20 protein-coding genes and 1 riboswitch are annotated in these 24,561 nt (G+C 43.6%); of the genes, 4 read left to right on the top strand and 16 right to left on the bottom strand.

What is annotated here, in order from left to right; translation table 11 throughout:
* Nucleotides 1–23 precede the first annotated feature (23 nt).
* The 9 genes from NQ556_RS04825 to NQ556_RS04785 form a co-directional block, all read right to left on the bottom strand.
* Nucleotides 24–2,870, bottom strand: coding sequence for a putative sodium/potassium/calcium exchanger (locus NQ556_RS04825; RefSeq protein WP_022220740.1), 2,847 nt, complete (start codon nt 2,868–2,870; stop codon nt 24–26).
* Nucleotides 2,871–3,146: 276 nt separating this feature from the next.
* A riboswitch (cobalamin riboswitch) is annotated at nt 3,147–3,341 on the bottom strand.
* A 295-nt stretch (nt 3,342–3,636) separates the two neighbouring features.
* Nucleotides 3,637–5,337 (bottom strand): [FeFe] hydrogenase, group A, encoded by a 1,701-nt coding sequence (locus NQ556_RS04820; RefSeq protein ID WP_022220741.1) that lies wholly within the window; start codon nt 5,335–5,337, stop codon nt 3,637–3,639.
* Nucleotides 5,338–5,349: 12 nt separating this feature from the next.
* The gene (locus NQ556_RS04815; RefSeq protein WP_008371805.1) at nt 5,350–7,218 is read right to left on the bottom strand and encodes an NADH-quinone oxidoreductase subunit NuoF; all 1,869 of its coding nucleotides are present in this window, start codon (nt 7,216–7,218) and stop codon (nt 5,350–5,352) included.
* The gene (locus NQ556_RS04810; protein ID WP_022220742.1) at nt 7,208–7,693 is read right to left on the bottom strand and encodes a complex I 24 kDa subunit family protein; all 486 of its coding nucleotides are present in this window, start codon (nt 7,691–7,693) and stop codon (nt 7,208–7,210) included. Before NQ556_RS04810 ends, NQ556_RS04815 begins: the two co-directional genes overlap by 11 nt.
* Nucleotides 7,694–7,946: 253 nt before the next feature.
* Nucleotides 7,947–8,870: a LysR family transcriptional regulator gene (locus tag NQ556_RS04805; protein ID WP_022220743.1), complete on the bottom strand. Its 924-nt coding sequence runs from the start codon at nt 8,868–8,870 to the stop codon at nt 7,947–7,949.
* Nucleotides 8,871–8,932: 62 nt separating this feature from the next.
* Nucleotides 8,933–9,694, bottom strand: a complete 762-nt coding sequence (gene cobK / locus NQ556_RS04800) for a precorrin-6A reductase (protein WP_008371812.1) — start codon at nt 9,692–9,694, stop codon at nt 8,933–8,935.
* On the bottom strand, nt 9,691–10,749 hold the full coding sequence (locus NQ556_RS04795) for a cobalt-precorrin 5A hydrolase (protein WP_008371813.1): 1,059 nt from the start codon (nt 10,747–10,749) through the stop codon (nt 9,691–9,693). Before NQ556_RS04795 ends, cobK begins: the two co-directional genes overlap by 4 nt.
* Nucleotides 10,750–10,754: 5 nt before the next feature.
* The gene (locus NQ556_RS04790) at nt 10,755–11,093 is read right to left on the bottom strand and encodes a cyclic-di-AMP receptor (RefSeq protein WP_008371815.1); all 339 of its coding nucleotides are present in this window, start codon (nt 11,091–11,093) and stop codon (nt 10,755–10,757) included.
* Nucleotides 11,094–11,234: 141 nt separating this feature from the next.
* The gene (locus tag NQ556_RS04785) at nt 11,235–11,921 is read right to left on the bottom strand and encodes an ABC transporter ATP-binding protein (RefSeq protein WP_008371816.1); all 687 of its coding nucleotides are present in this window, start codon (nt 11,919–11,921) and stop codon (nt 11,235–11,237) included.
* A gap of 217 nt (nt 11,922–12,138) precedes the next feature.
* On the opposite strand from NQ556_RS04785, the gene NQ556_RS04780 reads away from it, so the two are divergent.
* Nucleotides 12,139–13,293: a double-cubane-cluster-containing anaerobic reductase gene (locus tag NQ556_RS04780; protein WP_022220744.1), complete on the top strand. Its 1,155-nt coding sequence runs from the start codon at nt 12,139–12,141 to the stop codon at nt 13,291–13,293.
* 64 nt (nt 13,294–13,357) lie between these two features.
* Here the strand turns inward: NQ556_RS04780 and NQ556_RS04775 are convergent, their stop codons facing one another.
* The 7 genes from NQ556_RS04775 to NQ556_RS04745 all read right to left on the bottom strand — a co-directional run bounded on the left by NQ556_RS04775 (nt 13,358) and on the right by NQ556_RS04745 (nt 21,795).
* Nucleotides 13,358–14,749: a peptide MFS transporter gene (locus NQ556_RS04775; protein WP_008371821.1), complete on the bottom strand. Its 1,392-nt coding sequence runs from the start codon at nt 14,747–14,749 to the stop codon at nt 13,358–13,360.
* Between the two features lie 230 nt (nt 14,750–14,979).
* Nucleotides 14,980–15,669, bottom strand: a complete 690-nt coding sequence (locus tag NQ556_RS04770) for a GntR family transcriptional regulator (protein ID WP_008371822.1) — start codon at nt 15,667–15,669, stop codon at nt 14,980–14,982.
* Nucleotides 15,670–15,875: 206 nt separating this feature from the next.
* Nucleotides 15,876–17,192, bottom strand: a complete 1,317-nt coding sequence (locus NQ556_RS04765) for a M18 family aminopeptidase (RefSeq protein WP_008371823.1) — start codon at nt 17,190–17,192, stop codon at nt 15,876–15,878.
* Nucleotides 17,193–17,219: 27 nt separating this feature from the next.
* Complete coding sequence (locus NQ556_RS04760) at nt 17,220–17,369, bottom strand: hypothetical protein (RefSeq protein ID WP_022220746.1); 150 nt, start codon at nt 17,367–17,369, stop codon at nt 17,220–17,222.
* Between the two features lie 107 nt (nt 17,370–17,476).
* Complete coding sequence (gene pepT, locus NQ556_RS04755) at nt 17,477–18,694, bottom strand: peptidase T (protein ID WP_008371827.1); 1,218 nt, start codon at nt 18,692–18,694, stop codon at nt 17,477–17,479.
* A 203-nt stretch (nt 18,695–18,897) separates the two neighbouring features.
* Nucleotides 18,898–19,443, bottom strand: a complete 546-nt coding sequence (gene yfcE, locus NQ556_RS04750) for a phosphodiesterase (protein WP_022220747.1) — start codon at nt 19,441–19,443, stop codon at nt 18,898–18,900.
* 114 nt (nt 19,444–19,557) lie between these two features.
* A complete protein-coding gene (locus NQ556_RS04745; protein ID WP_008371830.1) occupies nt 19,558–21,795 on the bottom strand; it encodes an ATP-binding cassette domain-containing protein in 2,238 nt (745 codons plus the stop codon).
* Between the two features lie 164 nt (nt 21,796–21,959).
* On the opposite strand from NQ556_RS04745, the gene NQ556_RS04740 reads away from it, so the two are divergent.
* The 3 genes from NQ556_RS04740 to NQ556_RS04730 are packed head-to-tail and all read left to right on the top strand — an operon-like array spanning nt 21,960 to nt 24,290.
* Complete coding sequence (locus NQ556_RS04740) at nt 21,960–22,781, top strand: transporter substrate-binding domain-containing protein (RefSeq protein ID WP_022220748.1); 822 nt, start codon at nt 21,960–21,962, stop codon at nt 22,779–22,781.
* 21 nt (nt 22,782–22,802) lie between these two features.
* Entirely contained in the window at nt 22,803–23,489 is a 687-nt protein-coding gene (locus tag NQ556_RS04735) for an amino acid ABC transporter permease (RefSeq protein WP_008371833.1), read from the top strand.
* 15 nt (nt 23,490–23,504) lie between these two features.
* A complete protein-coding gene (locus tag NQ556_RS04730; protein ID WP_008371834.1) occupies nt 23,505–24,290 on the top strand; it encodes an amino acid ABC transporter ATP-binding protein in 786 nt (261 codons plus the stop codon).
* Nucleotides 24,291–24,561 lie beyond the last annotated feature (271 nt).

The following is a 24,561-nucleotide window of genomic DNA, read 5'->3' as shown; positions in this document are numbered from 1 at the left end:
TCTGTATCCAAAAAAGAATCTACCTAGTTTTTTGCAGAAGAATCTGTACTGTCTGTCTGCGCGAAAATTGCCTCGTAAACCTTGCTCCACTCTGCTTTTGCATCATCCTTTTCCTCATCTGCTGACCGGTCAACGATCATCGGAACATCCAGAAGAACAAATTTTTCTGCCAGCTCTTCGTATCTCTTCTGCTGATCTTCTACCGACATTTTCTTCTCATTCTTTTCATCCGGAAGAATTTTATTGGAAAGGATTGCAAGATCACACTTACTCTTCATCAGTTTTTTATTTTCCGGTTTCTTATAGGTTCCTGCATAAATGATCTTCTTAGCTTTCATTGCTTTTGCAATGCCTTCTACCTTACAGTTCTTCTGTTTTACCCCTACTGATGTAATCTGGTCTGTTGCATTCAGCTTATCCAGGATTTCCAGTACTTCCTCTGAACCTACATATGCAGACTTCTTTGGCTTCTGGATCACGATCATTTCTTTATCCAGACCTGCCGGAATTTCTGCGTCTTCCGGGACGATCAGATACCGGACGATCTTTGCTTTGTAAAGCGCAAGCTGTTCTTCCTGTGCCGGTGTCAGCCCGGAATCTGTATCTTCTTTTGTATCCTTTGTCTTGGTCTCTTTTGTATCCTCATCTTTTCTCTGATCGATTTCTAAAAGAGTGATTCCCTGATCATAATGATAGATCTTGAAGTACTTAGCATGCTCTACCTTTGTCTCAGACTGATAAGAAAGTCCCATGATTTCCGGCGCTTTCTCATCCAGTGTATCTGCACTTAAATTGGTCTCCCCACTTACTGTAGTTCCGTCTGCTTTTGCTGCAGCACTTAGGTAAATGAAAATCGAATAGCTGATTTCATGCGCTGTTGACATCTTGGTTGTCATACCGATGATCGTATTGTTCTTGTTCAGTTCTACCGGAATGACAAATGTAGACGTACTTCCGGTTGCTGTCGGATAATAGGTATTTCCATTCGCCTTTACATAGCCATAAGAACCACTGCTAAATACAATGGTAGCATATGCCTGACCGCCTGTCACGGTAATCTTGGTACAACTGATACTGACCTTTCCGGTTCCACCTGACCAGGAAAATTTATCCGGTGTATAGACACCGTCTGCAAGTGTTGTTGCACTGTTTACACGGGCAGTTCCACCATTTAAATCTGCCTCATATTTGGATTCTTTGTCCGGGGTCTGGTTTGTGCCTGTGCCTCCGGAAGTGGTGCCGGTTCCAAAGTTGGTGTTCTGGCTGGTGTTATTTCCCTGGTTGGTGTTGCCATTATTTCCAGTATTTCCATTTGTGGAATTGCTATTGTTCAGATTCTTCATGCCTGCTGAGGCGAATGTCAAGGTACGGTCATACCATACTTGCTTTTTATGAGAAAATGCTGCCACTGAAATTCCTGTGTCTAATAAAGAAACCGGAATCGTATAGGTATACATACCATTTTTGTCCACAACATAAGGAATCCACTTGGACTTATCTGCAAGTGCTGCTTCTGCACTTGTTCCTACATACAGATAATCATATCCTGTACCACTGAGTGTAATTTTTGCAGTCATCTCCCCATTTTTTGATGTTAAGATGCAATCCGTAACTTTAAACATGGATGAACTTGAAGTTACGTTTGCTTTATAAGAGCCATCACTTACCTGAACATATTTGGTCATTCCTTCTGTCTTGAATATTAATGTACGATCATACCAGTTACCACTATTGAATCCATGTGCTGCAATCTGGACTCCGGTATCCATACTTTCTACTGGCACTGTAAATACATGTTTTCCTTCTGCATTTACAGAATACCCAATCAGTTGATCTTCCGAAGCACTTGCCGCAGCTTCCTTACTTCCCATATATAACTTATCGTATCCCGTTCCACTAAGTGTAATATCTGCCTGCATCTTGCCACCAACAGATGTCAGCACGCAATTTACTACACGAAACATTCCACTAGCTGAAGCTGCATCAACATCTACTACATACTTTCCAGTATCCAGTACGTTCTTGTCCTCATTTCCCGGTTTCTGGTTTTCGCCACTTCCGGTTTCCGGTTTGCTCTCTCCTGAATTACCCCCCTGTTCAGGATTTTCTGTGTCGTCTTTTTTATTTTCTGCTGACGATGAAATATGAAGCGTGTAATCTCCGTCTTCTTTCTTACTCACCCAACCTTTCTTTTGGCTATGCGGTACAAAGGCAACATCCGTTCCATCTGCTGACAGTGGAAGTTCAAATGAAAATAAATACCCGTTGCCTGTTCCTGTTCCAACTATCGCCTTTTCTTCTTTCCGTTCAACTGTATCAGCTTTACTTCCAATATAAATTTTATTGTAAGTTTTACTCTCTGTTTCTATCGAAACTTTCAGGTGATCATTTTCTTTTACAACAGAAGACGATCCAACCTTAAACATTGCAAAATCACTGGTAACATTTTTCGCTTCCTGCGTCTTCACTTCCCCGGCATTTTCCGCCGTTTCTTCCGACTTAACCTTCTGCTCCTCTGCAGCCTTCTCTTCGCTCTTTCCGTCTTCGCCCGCTTCTTTTTTCTCTGCCTCAGTTACATTCCCTGTTGCCGCATTTTCTTCTGCTTTCGGCTCTTCCTGACTCTTCTGATTCTCGTCCGTTCCCTGTCCGGCAGTCGTTTCTTCTTCCTGTCCAGTCACTTCTTCAGCCGGCTGACCTGCTACGTCTGCCGCACCGATTTTTCCGTCTGTTACTTCTACGGTCTGCTGACCTGATTCTGTATTTTCTACTCCTGCCACTGCACTGTCCTCAGCGTAAGCATAAGAAACCGGTGTAACCGACATTGCAACTGCCATGAAAAGTGCAAGAAACTGTTTTGAATTCCTCTTCATAATCCAACTCTTCCTCCTGATGTCCTGATCTTTTGTCGCTTGACAGCTCGATGATGTACATTCGCCAAATTCAGTTCCTCGTGCAAGCATAAATCTGCACTTGGCTCATCGTATGCAAAAAAAATCTGCTTCCTTTTTCCTGAAAGCAGACTTCACCTACATCCTCTGCCACCGGAACTCTTTTCCGTATATATGGCAGCACAAAAATCTTGCTTTCATACTCAGTATGAAGCAAGATATCATTTCTTTGTGTATGTAAACGCGCTTTCATCGGAAGCAATTTACTCTCTTTCAGCAGGTCTCCTGGCTTATGGATCTTAACAAAGCTGCACCTTCTCACATTTTTATGCAATGGCTTGCCGCCGCTTTGCTCCTCATTTACAGTGACCGGATCGCTCAGGACTTTCACCTGATTCCCTTTTAAGCCGACCAGAAATTCTTCTGCCTAGCACTGAAAAAGTTTCTTTATTTATTCTTACTCACTATAACAGATATGTTTCTTCTTGACAAGAGTCATCTTTCCTGGTTTATTTCCCTATTTTTTCCAAACTCTCCATTAAAAATCCCGGAAGTTTTTGTTTCAAAATCGACACCTTAATGACTATATGTTTATCATAATTTCATGACCTACTTCATTTATATATAGAAAGCGAAGGGGATCGAAATGAGAAAAAAGTGCCAGTGAATGTATGGAAATACTCTGAAATAAGACAATGCAGCCGCCAGATCGACGACTGCATTGTCTTATACTCTTTTTCGTACAATTTTATTTTTTCGCTGCCTCAAAATTACGATGAAGTAATTCGTGGGTCTTTCCTTTCAGAAGTTCATCATATAATGACAGGATCAGCGGATTCTCATTCGACTTCTTAATCTGCGTATTGATATCGGTATCATACAGGCCTTTGCTTCTGGCTATCCTGCTTCTCGGACCTGCCGGGACTGGCTGTCCGCCACCCATGATACATCCGCGCCTGCATGCCATAACCTCAACAAAGTCGTAATGTACCTCGCCCTTCTGGATCTTCTTCATCAGCGCATCTGCATTTCCAAGTCCACTGACAACAGCTGCATGGATAGTACGTCCGTTGTAATCAAACTCTACTTCTTTCAGTCCTTCTTCTCCACGAACTCCACTGAATTTGATCTTATCCATTTCCACACGGTTATGTCCTTCACGAAGGCGCCTGAGTACGGCTTCTGTCACACCACCGGTTACTCCGAAAATCACACCTGCACCAGATCCGATACCAAACGGCATATCGGATGCTTCGATCTCCAGATTTTCAAAGCGGATACCGGATTTCCGGATCATTGTAATCAGCTCTGTTGTAGTCAGTACATAATCAATATCCTGTTTTCCATTCGTGGAAGATTCCGGTCTTAAAATCTCTTCTTTCTTTGCAGTACACGGCATGATCGATACAGAAACGATTCTCTTTCCACCATTCTTTTCCGGATCCTTATAGTATTCACGGATCACAGCACCAAACATCTGCTGCGGTGAACGGCAGGTTGACAGATTTTTTGCCAGATCCGGATAACGGTTCTCACAGAATTTTACCCATGCCGGACAGCAGGATGTAAATAATGGGAGATTTTCTCCGGATGCAAGTCGTTCAAGAAGCTCTTCAGATTCCTCGATCACCGTAAGGTCTGCACCATAAGAAGTATCATAAACTTCATCAAATCCAAGGCGGTGCAACACATTGACGAGTTTTCCCATCACATTTTCCCCTCTTGGAAGGCCGAACTGATCGCCGACTGCGACCCGGACTGCCGGTGCGATCTGTGCGATCACCTTTGTATTCTTATCTGCAAGAAAATCCCAGATCACTTCGATATTGGTATTGATACTGATCGCACCTGTAGGACAGACAACCCTGCACTGTCCACAGTTTACGCAGTCTGTCTCTGCAATCTTTTTGTTAAATGCCGGTGTTACCAGAGCCTTTGTTCCCCGGTATGCAAAATCAATCGCATTAACAGACTGTACATTGTCGCACATACGGACACAGTCACCACAGAGAATACATTTATTCGGGTCACGCACGATTGACGGTGAACTGAAATCCAGTGGATACTGTTCTTTTGTATTTTCAAATCGGACGGTTGTGACGCCCATACGGTGTGCCAGCGCCTGAAGCTGACATTCTCCACTCTTGATACAGGTTGTACAGTCTCTGCAATGTGCAGCAAGTAAAAGCTCCAGAATCATCTTACGATATTTCATAAGACGCGGAGTATTCGTGTAAATGACCATCCCATCTCTTGGCGGTTCTGAACAGGATGCAAACGTCTTTCCTCTCTCATCTTCTACGGTACACAAACGACAGGCTCCATACACAGACAGTTCTGAATGGTAGCAGAGTGTCGGTATATCTATATCTGCATTACGGATGACAGAAAGTACATTCGGCTCATCTGTAAACTCTACCTTCCTTCCATCTATTGTCATATATCCCATGACTCATTCCTCCTATTTCTCGATATGAATTGCTTTAAACGGACACTGTTCCATGCAGGCTCCGCACTTGATACATTTCTCCTGATTGATATGATAAGGAGATTTCAGCACGCCTTCAATTGCACCTGCCGGACAGTTTCTTGCACACTTCGAGCAGCCCTTGCATATCTCCGGATCGATCTGGAATTTACGCAGATTTGAACAGACACCTGTCCGACAGCGTTTCTCGTTGATATGTTCCAGATATTCCTCTTCAAATGCATTCATGGTACTGATAACCGGTTTCGGTGCGCTCTTTCCAAGTCCGCAAAGCGCCGTACTCTCAATCATATCTGCCAGTTCACGAAGCTCGTCCATATCGGACGGTTTTCCGTTTCCTGCTACAATACGCTCCAGGATTTCAAGCATTCTCTTTGTACCTTCACGGCAAGGAACACATTTTCCACAGCTTTCTCTCTGTGTAAAACTCATGAAGAATCTGGCAACCTCTACCATACAGGTATCCTCGTCCATGATAACCAGACCGCCCGAACCGATCATTGCCCCGATCTTCGCCAGTGAATCAAAGTCCATCTTACTGTCCAGCTGATCCTCGGTCAGACATCCACCGGACGGACCACCGATCTGTACTGCTTTGAATTTCTTGTCATTCTGGATTCCACCGCCGATGTCATAAATAACTTCGCGCAATGTAATTCCCATTGGTACTTCGATCAGTCCTGTATTTCTTACATTACCGGTCAGTGCAAATGCTTTCGTTCCGGGACTCTCTGGTGTACCGATTCCTTTGAACCAGTCTGCACCATTTGTTACGATCATCGGAACATTGGCATAGGTTTCTACGTTATTAAGAACAGTTGGTCTTGCCCATAATCCCTGCTCTACTGTACGTGGCGGTTTTACTCTCGGCATTCCACGTTTTCCTTCAATGGATGCCGTCAGTGCGCTGCCTTCTCCACAGACGAATGCACCTGCACCACGGTTGATATGTAAATGGAAACTGAAATTGGTTCCAAGAATGTTGTCTCCTAAAAGTCCGATTGCCTCTGCCTGGCTGATCGCTGTCTTCAGTCTTTCAATCGCAAGCGGATATTCTGCACGTACATAGATATAGCCTTCCTGTGCCTGTACTGCATATGCTGCGATCATCATGCCCTCGATCATACGGTGCGGATCACCTTCCATGATACTTCGATCCATAAATGCACCCGGATCACCTTCATCACCATTGCAGACCACATAGCGGATCTTTTCTTTCTGGGAAGCAACCTGCTGCCACTTTCTGCCGGTGCGGAATCCAGCACCTCCACGTCCACGCAGATTCGAATCATAGATTGTCTGGATCACTGCTTCCGGTGTCATCTCAAAGAGTGCCTTTTCGATTCCGGCATAAGCACCGACTGCAAGTGCACCCCCAATATGCTCTGCGTCGATATGTCCGCAATTCTTCAGTACCAGTCTGGTCTGCTTTGCGTAGAACGGAATCTCTTCCTGTGACGGATAGGTCACTCCATCCATCTTGTAGAGAAGTCGCTCTACCGGTCTGCCGCCCAGGATTGTTTCGTTATAAATCTCTTCGCAGTCTTCCAGTTTTACTTTAATATATAAATAATTATATGGCTCAATTCTTACCAGAGGTCCCATCTCGCAGAAGCCATGACATCCACTCTTCATAACCTTTGTATGTGCGATTTCTTCCCCGATCTTTACTTCTACCCCTGTATGATCTTTTGTCAGTTCTTTTAACTTTTCATAAATCTTGCCTGATCCACTTGCCAGACATCCGGTTCCCCCGCAAACCAGTACTCTGCAGTCAGCCGATTGTTTTTTCTGACATTCAATACGATATTCCTTCAGTTCCGTTCTGTTTTCAATTTTCATTTTCTTCACCTCTCAGTTCTTCAAGAAGTTTGATTACCTTCTCCGGTGACATCTTCGGATGTACTTCATCATTAACTGTGATCGCAGGTGCAAGTCCACAGGCTCCAAGACAGGATACAGTCTCTACTGTAAAAAGCATATCGTCTGATGTATGCTTGTGCTCATTTAACCCCAGCTCTTTATACAGCGCTTCCAGGATAGGAATGGATTTACGCACATGACAGGCTGTTCCGTCACAGACCTTGATCACATACTTTCCTTTCGGTTCAAATGAAAAATTCTCATAAAAGCTTGCCACACTGTACGCTTTTGCCTCTGTAATCCCGATCTGTTTTGCTACATAGGTAAGCAGTTCCGGTGGAAGATAACGGTATTCCTCCTGAATATCCTGAATGATCGGTATCAATGAGCGTTCCTCCCTTGTATGCATGGCAATGATCTCATCCGTTTTCTGATAATAAGATGCATCTAACATTCCATTTCCTCCTTCGTCATATTGTACATTTCCTTCTTATTATTCTATTATTTTTATGACATTATAACATATATCTATAGTTTTCGTTTATACGTTTCATATATGATAGCTATATATTTTCCAATATATAATAATACAAGAATCAAAAGTATTAGTATTTATGAATAGACGGATAAATGTGTACCCAGCTCATCAAATACACAAAAAGAGCAGAATGGATATATCTTGGTCCGATATATCATTCTGCTCTCATTTACATCATTTCACGGATTGTTTCTTTTAAATGCCCAATAAATTCTCTTTCGTACAATTTTTTCTGATAACCCTTTTTGTAGATCAGCACATCCCGGATCATCTGTCTGGAAAATCCGGCATGCTTCTGCACCAGATTGTAGTTTTTCCTTAATTTTTCCGGTACTGGCGATACCCACATATAACTGTTTTTTACTTCCCGCAAAATATCAAACTGGCTTCCCCTTTCAAAAATATAAATTTTATTATGTGGATGAAGCGACTCTCCATTCTCACTCAGCTCGGTGTATTCTCCGGTCGGAAGTTTCCAGTCCCCATGCAGGATTTCCACACCATCTTCCAGTTCTTCTCTTGTCTTTAACTCCCTCTTTGCAAGATCTCCATCCGCAGAAGTTAAGATCACATACGGAAGCTCTGCCAGAAGTTCTGCATCCAGCCCTTTCAGATCAAGAAGCGACTGAAAATAAGGTTCATTCTCGCACAGATACCGGATGATTCCCATGGAATACCCGTTCTGCAACACATTTTCAATGGCATGCATAGAACTGCTTTCCTGAAATTCTGCTTTGATCGCCGTTTCCTTGCTCTGCATTCCGATAAACTCTGCAAATGCACTGGAAATGTAACTTGCCCTCGGAACAGTAATCTTAAATGAGAGATTTTCTTTCCCCAGATCACTGCAGTCCCTTTTCATTTCCTCTATTTCGTAAATGATCCTTTTGGCATACTCCAGAAATTTCTGTCCTTCTCTGGTCGCCTTAACTCCCTTTGACGACCGCTCAAAGATAGAAATTCCAAATTCCCGCTCCAGATGCTTGATCGCTTTACTAAGATTTGGCTGCGCCACATAAAGTTCCTTCGCCGCCTTTGAGATTGACCCACTCTTATCGATTTCAACTACATAATGCAAATCTGTCAGATTCATCTTCCCCATCTGCCTTTCTGATCTCTGACTTTATCTCCCCACAACTATTTTCTGAACTTTTATTACAGATTCTTTTCCAGCCATTTACAGACTTCTGAAAATGTTCTCCCTGTTTCTTTTGGTCTTCCTACCGCAACAAGAACTGCCCCTGTTTCCTTTGCTGCCTGTACCTTTTCTCCAAAGCCTCCGGCTTTTCCCGATTCTTTGGTCACAAAGTATTTCGCGCCTGTCTGATGGATCGTAGCCACGTTCATCTCCTTTGAAAATGGTCCCTGCATTGCAATGAGATGCTTTCCTTCAAAACCAAGCGCGACCGACTCCATAACCGCCTGCTCCGTAGAGAGGACTCTCGCAAAGCAGCGCTCTTTATACTCCGTAAGCTTTGTATATTTTATCAGTTCCTTGCTTCCGGTGGTAATCAGAATCTTTCCTTCTGTATTTTGCAGATATTCCACCGCATCTTCAACCGACTGCGCCCAGATCACCCTATCCGCTTCATCCGGCACTGCTTCCATCTTCTCCCGCAGGCAACGCAGATACTGCACACCGGAGATTTCGCAGGCCCTCCTTATCTCCCCAGTCACGATCTGTGCGAATGGATGAGTTGCATCGATCACCAGATCGATCTGCTTTTCCTTTATCATCTCTGCCATCTGCTTCTGATCCATACGCCCAAAAAAGACTTCCGCATTCTCATGCTCTCCGGTACATTCTTTTCCATATTCGGTTGCGGCACTGACATAAACTTTTACATTTCTTCCATCCAGAAATTCCGTAATCCGCCTTCCCTCTGTTGTCCCTGAAAATATTAAAATCCGCTTCATATTCTGATCCTTACCTTCTTTTCTGCCACTGCTATTGTCACCCGGTTCATGCACTGCTTCGGCATCAGAAGCCTGCCATCCTCTCCGGCTGCAAGGATCGCCGCCCGCTCACAGACATTGTCCACACCTGTGACCTTCCGGACAAACTCCGAATGGGAGCTGACACATTTAACCTTTCCCAACTCTTCTGCCGAAAACGTGTAAAATGGAAGCTTCCACTTTGCCGCATAAGAAAGTAATCCCGCTTCTTCTTTTTTCAAATCAATACTGTCGATCTCACTGACTTCCTTTTCTGTAAATCCAAGGATCTTTTTGACCTCATTGACCGCACTTTGGATCTCTTCTTCGGAAATCCCTTTGCGACATCCGATTCCCAGCACCAGGTTCTTCGGCAAAAGATCCAGAATCGTTTCTTCTTCCCGCCTTTCGCCACTTCTTTCTGCAATCCGGATTCCATATGGATAGTTTCTAAGAAGCTCTTCTGTTTCACATAGCTTTAATTCTTCCGGAAGCTTTCCTTCTACTGGAAATACACTGTAAAATCCAATCTTTTTCCCATCCAGAACCACAGCTGAGATCTCCTTTGCCTTTTTCCGGTCTGTCAGTACCAGACCATTGCTTTTTGCAAATACATCTACCGCAAACTTTTGTTCCACATCCGTTGCTGTAGTAAATACTGCCTGCGCATCTATTTTCTCCGCGATTTCCTTTGCAAGCTCTACAGCTCCGCCCACATGTCCCGACAGGAGCGGAATCACATAGCTTCCTTTTTCATCCATCACCAGAACCGGCGAATCGGTAAATTTGTCCTTCACATGAGGGGCGATCATCCGCACTGCGATTCCTGCCGCCCCGATAAAAAACAAAGCCTTCTCTCCCCAGAGGCTGCCTATCCAGCTTTTCTTATCTTCCGGAAAAGCATGAAATCCGTATAATCTGCAAAACCGTGTCAAAGTATACACTTTGACACGGTATCCGCTTTGTATGAAATTCTCTCTGACTTTACAGGCCATCTGACAGCCTGCATCTGTAAAACTCAAGATTACAATTTCCATAAACTTTAGTATTTCTCCATCTGCTCCACGTTCAGTACAAAAATCGTACTTCCGCCTACCTGCACATTGATCGGAACGGACGGTGCTGCGCTCATGCTGCTCTGTCCTGAGATCAATGCCGGGTTTGCATAAGTGATCGTCTTTCTTTCGCCAGAATTCTTCTTGATGATCTTCAGTGCCTCTGCTACCTTCTCATCATCCACTACAACCATGATCGTGGTGCTCTTTTTCTTCAAAAATCCACCGGTTGTAGCCAGCTTTGTTACCATGTATCCGGCAATATTCAGTTCCTCTATCGTCTCCAGTTCATCATCCTTATGCAGGATCGCCATAATCATCTTCATACAAAAACCCTCCTGTCTTATCTGGCTTTTGATACCAGATCCCTTTTTCTTTTATTTTACCGCATTTACCTGGAAAGGTAAACGAAAATGTTGCATTTTAAAAGATTAGTTGAAATCCAAAACGAACTTTAACTTTGTGCATTACCTGTTACAATAATCTTCTTCAATCCTGCCATCCAGTATCCGGATCACCCGGTGTGCCTGACTGGCAATCTCTTCATCATGTGTGATGATAATAACCGTTCTGCCTGACCTGTGCAGTTCTTTCAGGATTTCCATGATCTCCTGTGTTGATTTCGTATCCAGATTGCCGGTCGGCTCATCGGCAAGAATGATCGGCGGTTTTGCGGCAACCGCTCTTGCCACCGCAACTCTCTGCTGCTGTCCTCCGGACATTTCATTCGGCTTATGCTTCATCCGGTCTTCCAGACCGACACTTTTCAGGGCTTCCATCGCAAGTTGCTTCCTCTCATTTTTTGACACCCCGCGGTATACCAGCGGAAGCTCTACGTTTTCAACTGCATCCAGATTACTGATCAGGTTGAATCCCTGGAAAATGAAACCGATCTCTTTATTCCGCACATCTGCAAGCTGATTATCTGTCATACTCGCCACATCCTGCCCGTCCAGAACATACTTGCCGGAAGTCGGTGTATCCAGACAACCGAGCATATTCATCAGCGTTGATTTTCCCGAGCCTGAATGTCCCACAATCGCAACCAGGTCTCCTTTTTCGATATCCAGATCGATCCCGTCAAGTGCACGGACTTCATTCTCACCCGGATTGTAGATTTTCTTCATATTTTCTATATGAATCAATGCCCCCATAAATGTTCTCCTTTTCTTTTCGCTCTACTTTACGTTCCTGTTTTCAATATACCTTATTTTGAATCCAATCACAATGCTATCCTCCTGGCATCATGAATTCTTAAGAATTTCCATTGAAAACATCTTTAAATTTCCTTCTTTATAAAAAATATCAATTATACATCTCGTTTAAAAACACTTATGATAAAACTATCATTTATAAAAAGGAGATCTGAAAATGACCAATTTAAAATTACCGGAAGATTTTGAAACCTATCCGGAAGCAAGAAAGAATGCTTTTCTGAAAATGAAAGAGCTGAAGGAGTCCGGGCGCAGAATTGTCGGAGTTTTCTGTACCTACACCCCATGGGAACTGATTGAAGCTGCAGACGCAGCTGCAGTTGTACTTTGCGGGATCGGAGATGACAATATCCCGATCGCAGAGACCAGACTGCCACAGAACCTTTGTCCTCTGATCAAGGCAAGCTACGGTGCCGCCCTCGCTGACCGCTGTCCATTCTTCTATTTTTCAGACATGGTACTCGCAGAGACAACCTGTGATGGAAAAAAGAAAATGTATGAACTGATGTCTGAGCTTAAGCACTGCCATATTATGCAGCTTCCACCAGGAAAAATAGGCCGCGGTGCGCTGGAATTCTGGAAACAGGAGGTAATCAGCGTCAAAGAAGATTTGGAGGATTTCTATCACATAAGGATCACAGATGAGCAGATCCGCAAAGCAATCCATCTTCGCAACCGGGAACGCAAGGCCGTCCTTGACTTCTTTGAGATTGGACGCTTAAAACCGACTCCGATTACCGGTTATGAGATCAACACGGTTATTTCCTCGAACGAATTCACGGTTGATCTGGAAGAAAAAATCAAATACCTGGAACACCGTACCGCTGAGCTTAAAGAGCTTTATGAAAAGGAATATAAAGGCAAACCATCCCGTCCGAGAGTTCTCATTACCGGATGTCCGACCACCGGCGTGATCGACAAAATTGTACGCCAGATTGAAGAACTCGGAGCAGATGTTGTCGGCTTTGAGAACTGTTGCGGTCCACGTGAGAAAAAAGATCCGATTGATGAGACAAAGGATCCAATCACTGCAATCGCCGAAAAATATCTTCGTGTAAACTGTTCGGTCATGAGTCCGAACCCGGGACGTCTCGAGGCGCTTGATGCCCAGATTGATGAATATCAGGTAGATGGTGTCGTTGAGGTCCTTCTGCAGGCATGTCATACCTTTGCCATTGAGTCCGATGCGATCCGCACCTTTGTCACCAAAGAAAAAGGACTTCCGTATATTGCAATCAATACAGACTATTCTTCTGGTGACCAGGCACAGATCAATACAAGACTCGGGGCATTTATCGAAATGCTCGGTTAAAAGAAAATCCGGTGATCTTTCCTTCGATCACCGGACTTCTTTTTTCTCTTTTTGGCAGAATCATTTAAGCTTCTTCTTTCCCTTCAACAAGGCTGTTCAGCTTCTTGTTAGCCAAGAAGATAAGTGCTGTAAATACTAACATAATGACTGTGATTCCAACAAATACAGGGAACACATCAAATTTTTCAATAAATGCCTGTACAAACGGGCTTAACTTGTTTGCGCCAAATGTAGAAATTGCGATAACCCCCATCAAAAGTGAGAGATATTTCTTCGGCGCATACTTACTTACAAATGCATTACGCAGCGGTGAGAAACACATCTCTCCGATTGTAATAACCGTTACAAACAGGAATGGCCAGAAAACGCTTGCTTTTACAGAAGCATCTGCGCCAACTCCGCGAACCAGTTCACAAACAACCATTACTCCAAACGCAAGTCCTACAAAAAGGAAGCCAAGTGCTACTTTCTTAAACATATTCATATCGCCCTGCGGACGCTCGGCAAGTTTCTTCCAGATGGCTGCCATCACACCACCAAGAACGACACACAAAAGTCCGTTCCATGTAGTAGTAACCCATGACGGCGGAATGTCAAAAGAGCCAATACTCATCTTCACATAATCGGTCATATAAATGACAAGCGCAAGATCCTGCTGATAGTAGAACAGCCAGAAGATAACAGAGAGTGCCGATACAAGAATGATCGCTATCATACGGTTTCTTTCCAATTTTGTAAGCGGCTGCTTGTCGTTCTTCCCATCTTCTTTCTTTTCGTTAGACCCGATCACATTTCCATTCTCATCCGTAAGATACTTGAATGGTTTCACACCCTGTCCCTGAAGGTTTTTCCAGTTCAGCACAAACCATGCCAGACCAACGATGCACCAGATCGATGCCACAAAGAAGCACTGACGGAATCCAAGCACATCGCCTTTTTTAAATAAGTGGAGATACAAAAATCCGGTAAGCAGTGAACCTACGAAAGCCCCAACATTTACATAAGAATACTGAATGGAAAATGCAGCATCCAGAAGCTCTTTGTTCTGATATTGTCTTCCGATCAGAGCGTTTAAGTTTCCTTTGAAAAGACCGGTTCCAATCGATACAAGAATGATCATCAGATTGACCATTCCCGGACCTGTTGCCTTCCAGCCTACCAGATATCCGATTGCCATGATAATATATCCCAGAGAGATCGCATATCTCGCTCCCAGCCATCTGTCAGAGATAATTCCTCCGATCAGCGGTGCCATATAGGTGTACGCTGTCAGATTCGCTGCCATGACTGCCGCATCTGTTCGCTCAATACCAAGACCACCCTGTAAAGTTGCAGTGATCAGGAATAGAAGCAAGATTGGCTTTGCTCCATAAAATGCCAGGCGTTCAAACATAAATGTGATACAACAGGCATAAAAGCCTTTTGGATGTTTTTCATTAGTCTGTGCTTTTCCCATTACTTTTTATTTCCTTTCTGTTTTGGCGACTGTCGACAATCGTCATCCTTTATAAGTAATATAGCATAACTTCACCACTTTTTCAATACAGCTCATGTCTTACACTCTTTTTTTGTTATAATTCAACAAAACACAGCAAAAAAAGATGTGGAATATTACTATCCACATCTCTTCATTATTAATATTTATCCATTTACTACTATCTAAAGACTGTAACCTCTCTCTGTATCCTAGACAAGAAAATCAAATGAAAATCCGGAATCCTCTTCCGACAATCCCTGCTCTTTCAAAAGCCTTCGGATCGTTCTCATGTAATGTTCGGAAAGAACGTGACAGATTTTCTCCTTGTTCTTTTCCCTGCAGGCATCCACCAGTTCTTTATGAATCGGATACTGTCTTTCTAACACACGCTTTTTATCCGTGCTCAGGCTGAAGCCCGTAACAATATTTCCATAATTCAGCTCTTTCCATGCTTTATAGAGCCTTGTCATACCAGTCATCTCTACAAGCAGTCCATGCATCTGGTTATCATAGACAAAAACCTGGTCAAACTGCTCTTCATCCAGTTTTTTCATTTTTTCCAGCACTTCTTCCATCCGGCAAATGGTATCCTCCGGAACGTTTCCTCCCATCAGCTTCACTGCCATGGTTTCGTAATTCGCCCGCATAAGGTAAATTTCAAATGATTCTTCCAGTGTAATTTCTTTTACAGAGCATCCTGCATTTCTTACATATTCTATAAGTCCTTCATTTTCCAGCTGTCTAAGTGCCTCACGAATCGGAGCCCTGCTTGTCTTAAATTCCTTTGCCAGATCCTGTTCCACAATCTTCTGTCCCGGCTCCAGCTCCTGGTAAATGATCCTCTTCCGGATAATATCTGCAATATTTTCTCTTAGTGTTCGATATATTAATTCTGCCATTCCTTTTACCCAACCTTGTTACTCATTCTCTGCCATTTCGGTGATCTGACACCATAATTATTATAACAGGACAGTTTCTTTCCTGTCTATAAAAAAATTAGAATGCACTCTGAATTTTATTTTTCTATCGTTCCTCGAAATACGCCTTCTTCCAGATTCGGAAAAACTTGCAGAGAGTTCTTCCGGAACTCTCTGCAAATACTTCTTTATGCAATTTCAAACAAACCATCGCCTGCTGCCTTGATATGACAGCTGTAAAATTCTTTGGATGCCTCGATCAGATAACCGGTATCCTTTACACCGGAAGTCTCATAAGCCGAATGCATTGCGAGCTGCGGAAGTCCGATATCCACGGTATTCATGGATACCTGCGCCATTGCAATATTTCCCAGTGTACTTCCACCTGCCGCATCCGAACGGTTGGCAAAAAACTGCACCGGTACACCTGCCTTTTCACAGATTGCCTTGAAAATCGCAATACTTACTGCATCACTGGTATATTTCTGACCGGCATGAGATTTGATCACGATTCCTTCGTTCATATAGTTACAGTTATTTACATCCGTCTTCTGCTGATAATTCGGGTGTACTGCATGTGCATTATCACAGCTCAGCATAAAACTTCCGGCAACTGCACGATAGAAATCTTCCTCATCCTTTCCCAGTGCCTTGTTGATCCGCCAAAGCACATCCGACAACAGTGTCGATGCTGCTCCCTGCTTGGTTCCTGATCCAACCTCTTCATTGTCAAAGCAGGCAAAAACATTGATATTCTTTGCATTTTCTCCTGCAAGGAAACCATTCAGCGACGCAAACGCACACTGCAGATCATCCAGCTGTGGACAGGATAAGAATTCATTCTCTCTTCCCCATACAGATGGCTCCATCCGGTTATACAGGAACAGATCCATACCATAAATCTTCTCTTCTTCTACGCCAATCTCTTCTGCGATCAGTTTTTTCATCTCACCCGGTTCTTTTGCCGATCCAGCAAAAACCGGAAGCATGTCTACCTGTTTGTTGATCGCACGGCCTTCATTGACTGCGCGGTCCATATGGATTGCAAGACTTGGAATCATCAGAAGATCTCTTTCTACCTTGACCAGTCTGGTCTCCATTCCACTGTCCGTCTTTACAATTACGCGCCCTGCTACCGATAACGGACGGTCAAACCAGGTAGAGCAGATCATTCCGCCATAGCCTTCTGTATTCAGAACCGTGTATTTTTTCTTCACCTCAATCTCTGCATTCTCTTTGATCTTAAAGGTCGGTGAGTCACTGTGGGACGCAGTTACATGAAAGCTGTACTCATCCAGTTGGTTTCCGACTTTAAATGCAAGAATGCTGGAATGGTTGCGGGTCACATAATATTTTCCGCCTTTTTCTATTTTCCATTTTTCCGATTCTTTCAGCTCCTGAAATCCTTCTTTTGTAAGAATATCCCGGATTGATTTTACTGCATGAAAAGCAGTCGGCGAGTTCTTTATAAATGATGTGAGTTCTTTAATTGTCTGGTTCTCCATAATGTTCCTCCTGGCATTTCAGCCCCTTTATTTTCCAGATTCTTTTGCACGTTCACACTCGGCAAGCTTCAGCATGATAATTCCAAGTGCAGTCAGCACTACCGGTGTGATCACATTCATTGCAAAGGTAAATGGATTTTTGTTATACATTCCCATTATACAACAGATCAGTGTCACAAAAAACACCATCCTCCAAAAAAGTATGCGATCTTCTGATTTTTCACAAAACGGTATTCTGCCGGAATCCGGTCAATACATTTCCTTTAATTCTACTAAATTCCCCTTTATTCTGCAAACTGTCTAATGATGTCTTTTACAATAAGGACTGCTTTATCCATTCCTTCTACCGTGATATGCTCAAATACGCCATGGAATGCATGTCCGCCCGTTCCAAGATTCGGACACGGAAGTCCTTTGAAGCTGAGTCTTGCACCGTCTGTTCCCCCACGGACCGGTGACACGATTGGTGTAATACCTGCATGCTCAATCGCTGCTTTTGCGTAATCGATCAGCTGCATGCACGGTTCAATCTTTTCGCGCATGTTGTAATAAGATTCTACAATCTCAACTTTCACTTTTCCTTCGCCGTACTTTTTATTCATCTCTTCTGCGATATCACGAAGTTTCTGTGCTCTTGCGTCAAAAGATCTGCGATCAAAATCACGGATAAAGTATTTCATCTTAGTCGTTGTCACATTTCCCTGCACGCTGACCAGATGATAGAATCCTTCATATCCTTCGGTTGTCTCCGGTCTTTCATTTACCGGAAGCATCTGGTGGATCTCGGTTGCAATGGTCTGTGAATTAACCATCACGTCTTTTGCTGATCCCGTATGTACGCTGACACCGTGAATGGTGATAAATGCAGTCGATGCATTGAAATTCTCGAACTGAATCTCGCCTTCCTCATCACCGTCCAAAGTGTAAGCATAGTCAGCACCAAAACCTTCCACATCAAAATGCTTTGCTCCTCTTGCAATCTCTTCATCCGGTGTAAATCCGATGCAGATCTTTCCATGCGGAAGTCCTTCTTTGATGATCTCTTCTGCCACGGTAAGAATCTCTGCGATTCCCGCCTTGTCATCTGCCCCAAGAAGTGTGGTTCCGTCAGTTGTGATCAGAGTTCTGCCCTTTAATTCTGCAAGGTACGGGAACTCATCTACTTTCAGAATATCTCCGGAACCTTTCAGGACAACGTCCTTCCCGTCATAATTCTCAATGATCTGTGGCTTTATATTTTCCCCTGATGCATCTGCCACAGTGTCCATATGCGCAACCAGACCAAGCGACGGCTTGTCTTCGCATCCAGGAGTTGCAGGGATGTGTCCATATACATATCCCTTGTCGTCCACTCTTGCATCTGCGATTCCAAGACCTTTCATCTCTTCTACAAGCATTCTTGCCAGTACCAGCTCTCTGTCTGCTGACGGGACAGTATCGCTTGTCTCATCACTGGTTGTCCATACCGGAACGTAGTTTAAAAATCTTTCGTAAGCTCTCATATTGTTAGGTTCTCCTTTGCTTTTCTTAGTTTCATTTTATTACATAAATTGTCGGATGTACATTGGCGAATGTCGACAATTTATGGGGTTTTATTTTGTTTAATATTTTCGCCAAAATAAAAGTTTTTCACTTTTTCAGGTGTTGTATGTTTTCATTTGTGATAGTTTTTCGGTTCTACTTTTTCTTAATATTGTAGATTTTTCTACAGCATAAGTTCGTGGTAAACTTCGCCGTATAGGTTTTTCCATTTGGCGAGACCGTCTTCCAGGATCATGTAGCTGTGGGCGCTGTTTTCTTTTGGGATGGAAACGGAGCCTGGATTTAAGTAGAGGTTCTCGTTTCCGAATGGTTCCCAGGCCGGTACGTGGGTGTGACCGTGTAGGAGAATATCGCCTGGCTGCATTGGGATTGGGGTCATGACGTTATGATGGTGTCCATGGGTGGCGTAAATGATCCTGTTGCCGCACGGGATCACTGCATAATCTGCCATGATCGGAAAATCCAGTACCATCTGGTCTACCTCTGTGTCACAGTTTCCGCGTACACAGAATAATTTCTCTTTGACTTCATTTAACATTTTGATTACCTTTTTGGGTTCGTATTCCAGCGGAAGATCATTTCTTGGTCCATGATACAGGATGTCGCCCAGAAGTAACAGTCTGTCCGGACATTCTTTTTTCATCGCATCCAGCATTTCCAGACAATAATATGCGGATCCGTGAATATCTGATGCAATCATTAGTTTCATAACGTTCGTCTCCTTTTCTTCTATCTTTTTGGTAAATATTTCTGTTTCTGTAAATCTTTCATAATTATAAATAGGGGGATTGCGTAGCAATGGAAATGGAGCAATCTGGTATCATCATAAATATTCTGCCGTAACAGATTTTTCACTCATTTTCATCTCAGACGGTGTACCGGCAAACAGCAGTCTTCCTCCGGCATCTCCTCCTTCTGGTCCTAATTCTACCACATAATCAGCGGATTTGATAAATTCTATGTTATGTTCGATAACAAAAATGGAATTTCCTTCATCCACCATCTGGTTCAGAAGCTTTAACAGACTCCGGACATTCTTGATATGCAATCCGTTTGTCGGCTCATCAAGAATGAAAATACGGTCTTTACTTCCGAGATAGGAAGCAAACTTCATTCGCTGCAACTCTCCGCCGGATAAAGTAGAAAGTGCCTGATTCAGGTGCAGATAAGAAAGTCCTACTTTTTCCAGAGGCTCCAGCGCTTCGCTGATCTTTGTTCCCCTGAAGAATTCCCCTGCCTGTGCAACAGTCAGATCCATCACTTCCGCAATATTCTTTCCATCTACTTCGTATTGCAAAACTTCTTTTGAATACCGAAGTCCTTTACACACATCACAGGTCGTCTCGATGTCATCCATAAATGCCATATCCGATACGATCACTCCTTTTCCCTTACATGCCGGACACTTTCCTGCGCCGTTAAAAGAAAACAAAGATGCCTTCTGACCGCACCGCTTTGCAAATATTTTCCGGATTTCATCTGCGACTCCCAGATAGGTCGCTGGAGTGGATCTGAGACTTGCACCTGCAGCGCGCTGGCTTACAAACACCACATCCTCTCCCATACTGCGGTAAAAGCTTTCCATCAGAGAACTTTTTCCAGATCCGGCAACACCAGCGATCACAACCAGATTTCCTATTGGAAATTCGATGGTAATGTCCTTCAGATTGTGAAGATGGATATGCTCCATCCGCCATATTCCTTTCGCTTCCCTTGCCTTTGCTTTTAGAGAAGTAGTAAGCCGCATCTCTTCTCCAGTCGGCGTATCACTCTTTAAAAGTTCCTTATAACTGCCTTCAAATAAAACTCTTCCACCGGCCATTCCCGGTTCCGGACCCATTTCCACAATGTGATCGGCCATCTCGATCATTTTCCGGTGATGCTCCACCAGAACAACCGTATTTCCACCATCTCTCAATTTTTCCAGTGCACGGCGCATCCGCTCAATATCATGATTATGAAGCCCTGCACTCGGTTCATCCAGAATATACAACAAATCAGAAAGCGAGGAATTCAGGCATTTTGCAATCTTGCATCTCTGAATCTCTCCACCAGATAAAGTAGATAACCCTCTGTCCAGAGACAGATATCCCAGTCCGATATCTATAAGTGCAGACAGTTTGGTATGCAGTGTATCCTGAATATCTTTTGCAAGCGGATCTTCTATTTGAGCAATCCACGCACGCAGCTCGGATAATGGAAGTTTTATTACATCAGCAATATTTTTCCCGTCAATTTTGCAGGACAACACCTTCTGATTCAATCTTGCCCCATTACACTCCGGACAAACTCCATGACTGGTGATCGGATCCAATAACTCCCTGTGAAGTTTTCCTTCTTCCGAATTTAGGACACTGCGGTACATCCGATGCACAAGGCCTTCGTATTTCGCAGTTTTCGGCCATCCTTCCGGTGGATTCTTAAGACGTATCTGCGGTGAATACAAAAACAGTTCCAATTCTTCTTCGGAATAGTCTTTAATCTTCTTATTCAGATCAAACAATCCACTGTTTGCATAGCGGATCCATCTCCACTGCCCCGGCTCAAATGCCACATAATGGATCACCCCGTCATCATTCAAACATTTATCAAAATCCACCAGCTTATGCACATCCAGATCTGTCACTTCTCCAAGTCCGTTACACCGCAGGCAGCATCCCTGTGGATGATTGAATGAAAAGCTGTCCGAATAACCGACAAAAGGCTGTCCCACTCTGGAAAATAAAAGCCTCAGAAGGGTATAGGTATCCGTATAAGTTCCAACCGTCGACCGCTGATTCGGCGACGGCTTTTTCTGATTGATTACAATTGCTGCCGGTAGATTCTCAATCCGTTCTACATGCGGTCTTCCGTATTTGGGAAGATATTGCTGCACAAAACTCGGGAAAGTATCATTTAATTCCCTGCGTGACTGCGCCGCAAGAGTATCCAGAACCAGCGAAGATTTCCCAGAACCTGATACTCCGGTAAATACTGTGATCTGATGCTTTGGTATCCGGATGGATACATTTTTCAGGTTATTCTCCGTCGCATGGTGAACAATAATCTCATTTGTTTCCATATATTTATATTCCTCTGTTTTACTCTTTCTACAGTAATTTCTGTATTTCTTATTGTATCTTTATCAAAAAAGAAAGTAAATAGCAAGTTTTGGTTGACTTTAGTATGGTAGATTGATAATATAGTGACGTGACATTTTTTGAAATTATATGAGGAGAGATTATTATGAAAAAAATAACAGCACTTGCACTTACTTCAGCAATGGTATTATCCCTTGCAGCATGCGGAGGTTCATCTTCCGATACAAAAACTTCAGATGATTCAAAAAAAGCATCCAAAAGCGATGTAGAATACGTTCAGGACAAAGGAACCCTGGTAGTTGGAATCACCGATTTTGAGCCAATGGATTACAAAAATGATAAGGATGAATGGATTGGTTTTGATGCCGACATGGCAAAAGCATTTGCAAAAAGCCTTGGCGTAGATGCCGAATTTGTCGAGATCGACTGGGACAATAAAGTCATGGAGCTGGATGGAAAAACCATCGACTGCGTATGGAATGGTATGACACTTACTGATGAAGTAACCAGCGCAATGGCATGCACCTCCGCTTACTGTAACAATGCGCAGGTAGTGGTTGTTCCTTCTGATAAAGCAGACAAATATCAGGACAAAGACAGTCTGAAGGATCTTTCTTTTGCAGTTGAATCCGGAAGTGCCGGAGAAAAAGCTGTAAGCGGAGAAGGATATGACTACACTGCGGTTTCTTCACAGTCTGATGCCCTGATGGAAGTTGCAGCCGGAACCTCTGATGCTGCAGTCATCGACCTTCTGATGGCCGGTGCTATGGTCGGAAAAGGTACCGGATACGAAAATCTGACTCATACCGTTGAGCTTACTACCGAAAAATATGGTGTTGGATTCCGCAAAGGTTCTGACCTTGCAGACAAACTGAACGAATTCTTCAAGACAAGCTACAATGATGGTTCTATGAAGAAATGCGCTGAAACCTATGGGGTTCAGGATGCCATCATTGAGCAGAAATAATATTTAAGGCAGGAACTTTTTATGAATCTGATTATGAAACAAATGCCGGTCGTAGTGTCCGCACTGAATGTCGGCTTTTTACAAACTTTAAAATTATTTATTGTGACGCTGGTCGGCGCCCTTCCTCTCGGACTGGTCATTGCCTTTGGCTCCATGTCTCATTTTAAGCCTCTTAGCTGGCTTGCGAGACTGATCGTCTGGGTGATCCGTGGTACCCCGCTGATGATCCAGCTTCTGATCATCTACTATTTCCCCGGGCTGGTCTTACATAACCCGATCTGGGGTGGTGGTGAAACAGGACGATTCCTTGCAGCAGCCGTATCTTTTATCATCAATTACGCCTGTTATTTTTCAGAAATCTACCGCGGTGGAATCCAGGGTGTTCCGGAAGGTCAGAAAGAAGCCGGTCTTGTACTTGGCATGACAAAGCATCAGATCTTTTTCAAGATCACACTCCTTCAGATGATCAAACGCATCGTACCACCGATGTCAAATGAGATCATCACCCTGGTAAAAGATACTTCTCTTGCACGTATTATCGCGCTGCAGGAGATCATCTGGGCAGGACAGGCATTTATGAAAGGCTCACATGGCATCTCCGGTGCCATCTGGCCGCTGTTCTTTACCGCTGTTTATTATCTTATTTTCAATGGTATCCTGACCGTTCTTCTCGGACGCCTTGAAAAGAAACTGGAATATTTCAGATAAGGAGAATTCATATTTATGCCAATCTTAGAAGTAGAACATATCAGTAAATCTTTTAATAAGACTCCTGTCTTAAAAGACGTTGGATTTAACCTAGAAAAAGGACAGGCTGTTTCCATCATCGGATCTTCCGGAAGTGGAAAGACAACGCTTCTCCGCTGCCTGAACTTTCTGGAACATCCGGATAACGGAATTATCCGGGTAAATGGCGAAACACTTTTTGATGCCTCTGTCCCGGCAACCACTCAGGAATCCGTGATCCGTAAAAAACGACTGCATTTTGGTCTGGTGTTCCAGAACTTTAATCTGTTTCCGCAGTATACCGCTCTGGAAAATGTAATGCTTGCCAAAAAGCTTCTCGCCGCAGAGCAGCCGGATTTTAAAGAAAGAAAACGTGAAATTCTGACCGCCATCGAGGTACAGGCAAAGGTTCTTCTGACACAGATGGGGTTGGATAACCGGATGGACAATTATCCGCATCAGCTTTCCGGTGGACAATGCCAGCGAGTTGCTATTGCAAGGGCACTTGCCCTGCAACCGGACATCCTCTGTTTTGATGAGCCGACTTCTGCACTGGATCCGGAACTGACCGGAGAAGTATTAAAAGTTATCCGCGAGCTTGCCGACCAGAATACGACGATGATCATTGTAACCCATGAGATGGCATTTGCACGCGACGTTGCCGATCATGTGATCTTTATGGACGACGGACGCATCGGTGAACAGGGTGATCCGCGTCAGGTGTTTGAAAATCCAAGTGAAGAGAGAACAAAACAGTTTCTTTCGCGGTTTCATGAAGGATAAGCTGTTAGATGAAGAAGAGGACTTGTAAGGTTTTAGTCTTACAAGTCCTCTTGAAATTTTATCTATTACATTTTTCCATTTGTGGATAGCATTCTTTCGCAAACTTTTTGTTATCCCAATAGCATGGTTTTTGAGGTGTCTTATAAAGATCGCATTCACTACATCTGTTTATTGTCTTTTTGTCCTTTTCCTAACTTCACCTGCTTTCCCATTTTCATTGACTTTCCCTCTGCCGCACCTTATACTTAAAAGTAATGACTTAAGAAACGGG

It is taken from the genome of Coprococcus comes ATCC 27758 (assembly GCF_025149785.1).
GTDB classification, from domain to species: Bacteria; Bacillota; Clostridia; order Lachnospirales; family Lachnospiraceae; genus Allocoprococcus; species Allocoprococcus comes.
Note: the sequence above shows the minus strand (reverse complement) of the source record. Positions and strands in the feature narration are given on the sequence as shown.

Bases quoted from the DNA above. Each gene is read 5' to 3' on its own strand.
- NQ556_RS04825 (WP_022220740.1), bottom strand. From the start codon at position 2,870: ATGAAGAGGAATTCAAAACAGTTTCTTGCACTTTTCATGGCAGTTGCA.
- NQ556_RS04820 (WP_022220741.1), bottom strand. From the start codon at position 5,337: ATGGGATATATGACAATAGATGGAAGGAAGGTAGAGTTTACAGATGAG.
- NQ556_RS04815 (WP_008371805.1), bottom strand. From the start codon at position 7,218: ATGAAAATTGAAAACAGAACGGAACTGAAGGAATATCGTATTGAATGT.
- NQ556_RS04810 (WP_022220742.1), bottom strand. From the start codon at position 7,693: ATGTTAGATGCATCTTATTATCAGAAAACGGATGAGATCATTGCCATG.
- NQ556_RS04805 (WP_022220743.1), bottom strand. From the start codon at position 8,870: ATGAATCTGACAGATTTGCATTATGTAGTTGAAATCGATAAGAGTGGG.
- cobK (WP_008371812.1), bottom strand. From the start codon at position 9,694: ATGAAGCGGATTTTAATATTTTCAGGGACAACAGAGGGAAGGCGGATT.
- NQ556_RS04795 (WP_008371813.1), bottom strand. From the start codon at position 10,749: ATGGAAATTGTAATCTTGAGTTTTACAGATGCAGGCTGTCAGATGGCC.
- NQ556_RS04790 (WP_008371815.1), bottom strand. From the start codon at position 11,093: ATGAAGATGATTATGGCGATCCTGCATAAGGATGATGAACTGGAGACG.
- NQ556_RS04785 (WP_008371816.1), bottom strand. From the start codon at position 11,921: ATGGGGGCATTGATTCATATAGAAAATATGAAGAAAATCTACAATCCG.
- NQ556_RS04780 (WP_022220744.1), top strand. From the start codon at position 12,139: ATGACCAATTTAAAATTACCGGAAGATTTTGAAACCTATCCGGAAGCA.
- NQ556_RS04775 (WP_008371821.1), bottom strand. From the start codon at position 14,749: ATGGGAAAAGCACAGACTAATGAAAAACATCCAAAAGGCTTTTATGCC.
- NQ556_RS04770 (WP_008371822.1), bottom strand. From the start codon at position 15,669: ATGGCAGAATTAATATATCGAACACTAAGAGAAAATATTGCAGATATT.
- NQ556_RS04765 (WP_008371823.1), bottom strand. From the start codon at position 17,192: ATGGAGAACCAGACAATTAAAGAACTCACATCATTTATAAAGAACTCG.
- pepT (WP_008371827.1), bottom strand. From the start codon at position 18,694: ATGAGAGCTTACGAAAGATTTTTAAACTACGTTCCGGTATGGACAACC.
- yfcE (WP_022220747.1), bottom strand. From the start codon at position 19,443: ATGAAACTAATGATTGCATCAGATATTCACGGATCCGCATATTATTGT.
- NQ556_RS04745 (WP_008371830.1), bottom strand. From the start codon at position 21,795: ATGGAAACAAATGAGATTATTGTTCACCATGCGACGGAGAATAACCTG.
- NQ556_RS04740 (WP_022220748.1), top strand. From the start codon at position 21,960: ATGAAAAAAATAACAGCACTTGCACTTACTTCAGCAATGGTATTATCC.
- NQ556_RS04735 (WP_008371833.1), top strand. From the start codon at position 22,803: ATGAATCTGATTATGAAACAAATGCCGGTCGTAGTGTCCGCACTGAAT.
- NQ556_RS04730 (WP_008371834.1), top strand. From the start codon at position 23,505: ATGCCAATCTTAGAAGTAGAACATATCAGTAAATCTTTTAATAAGACT.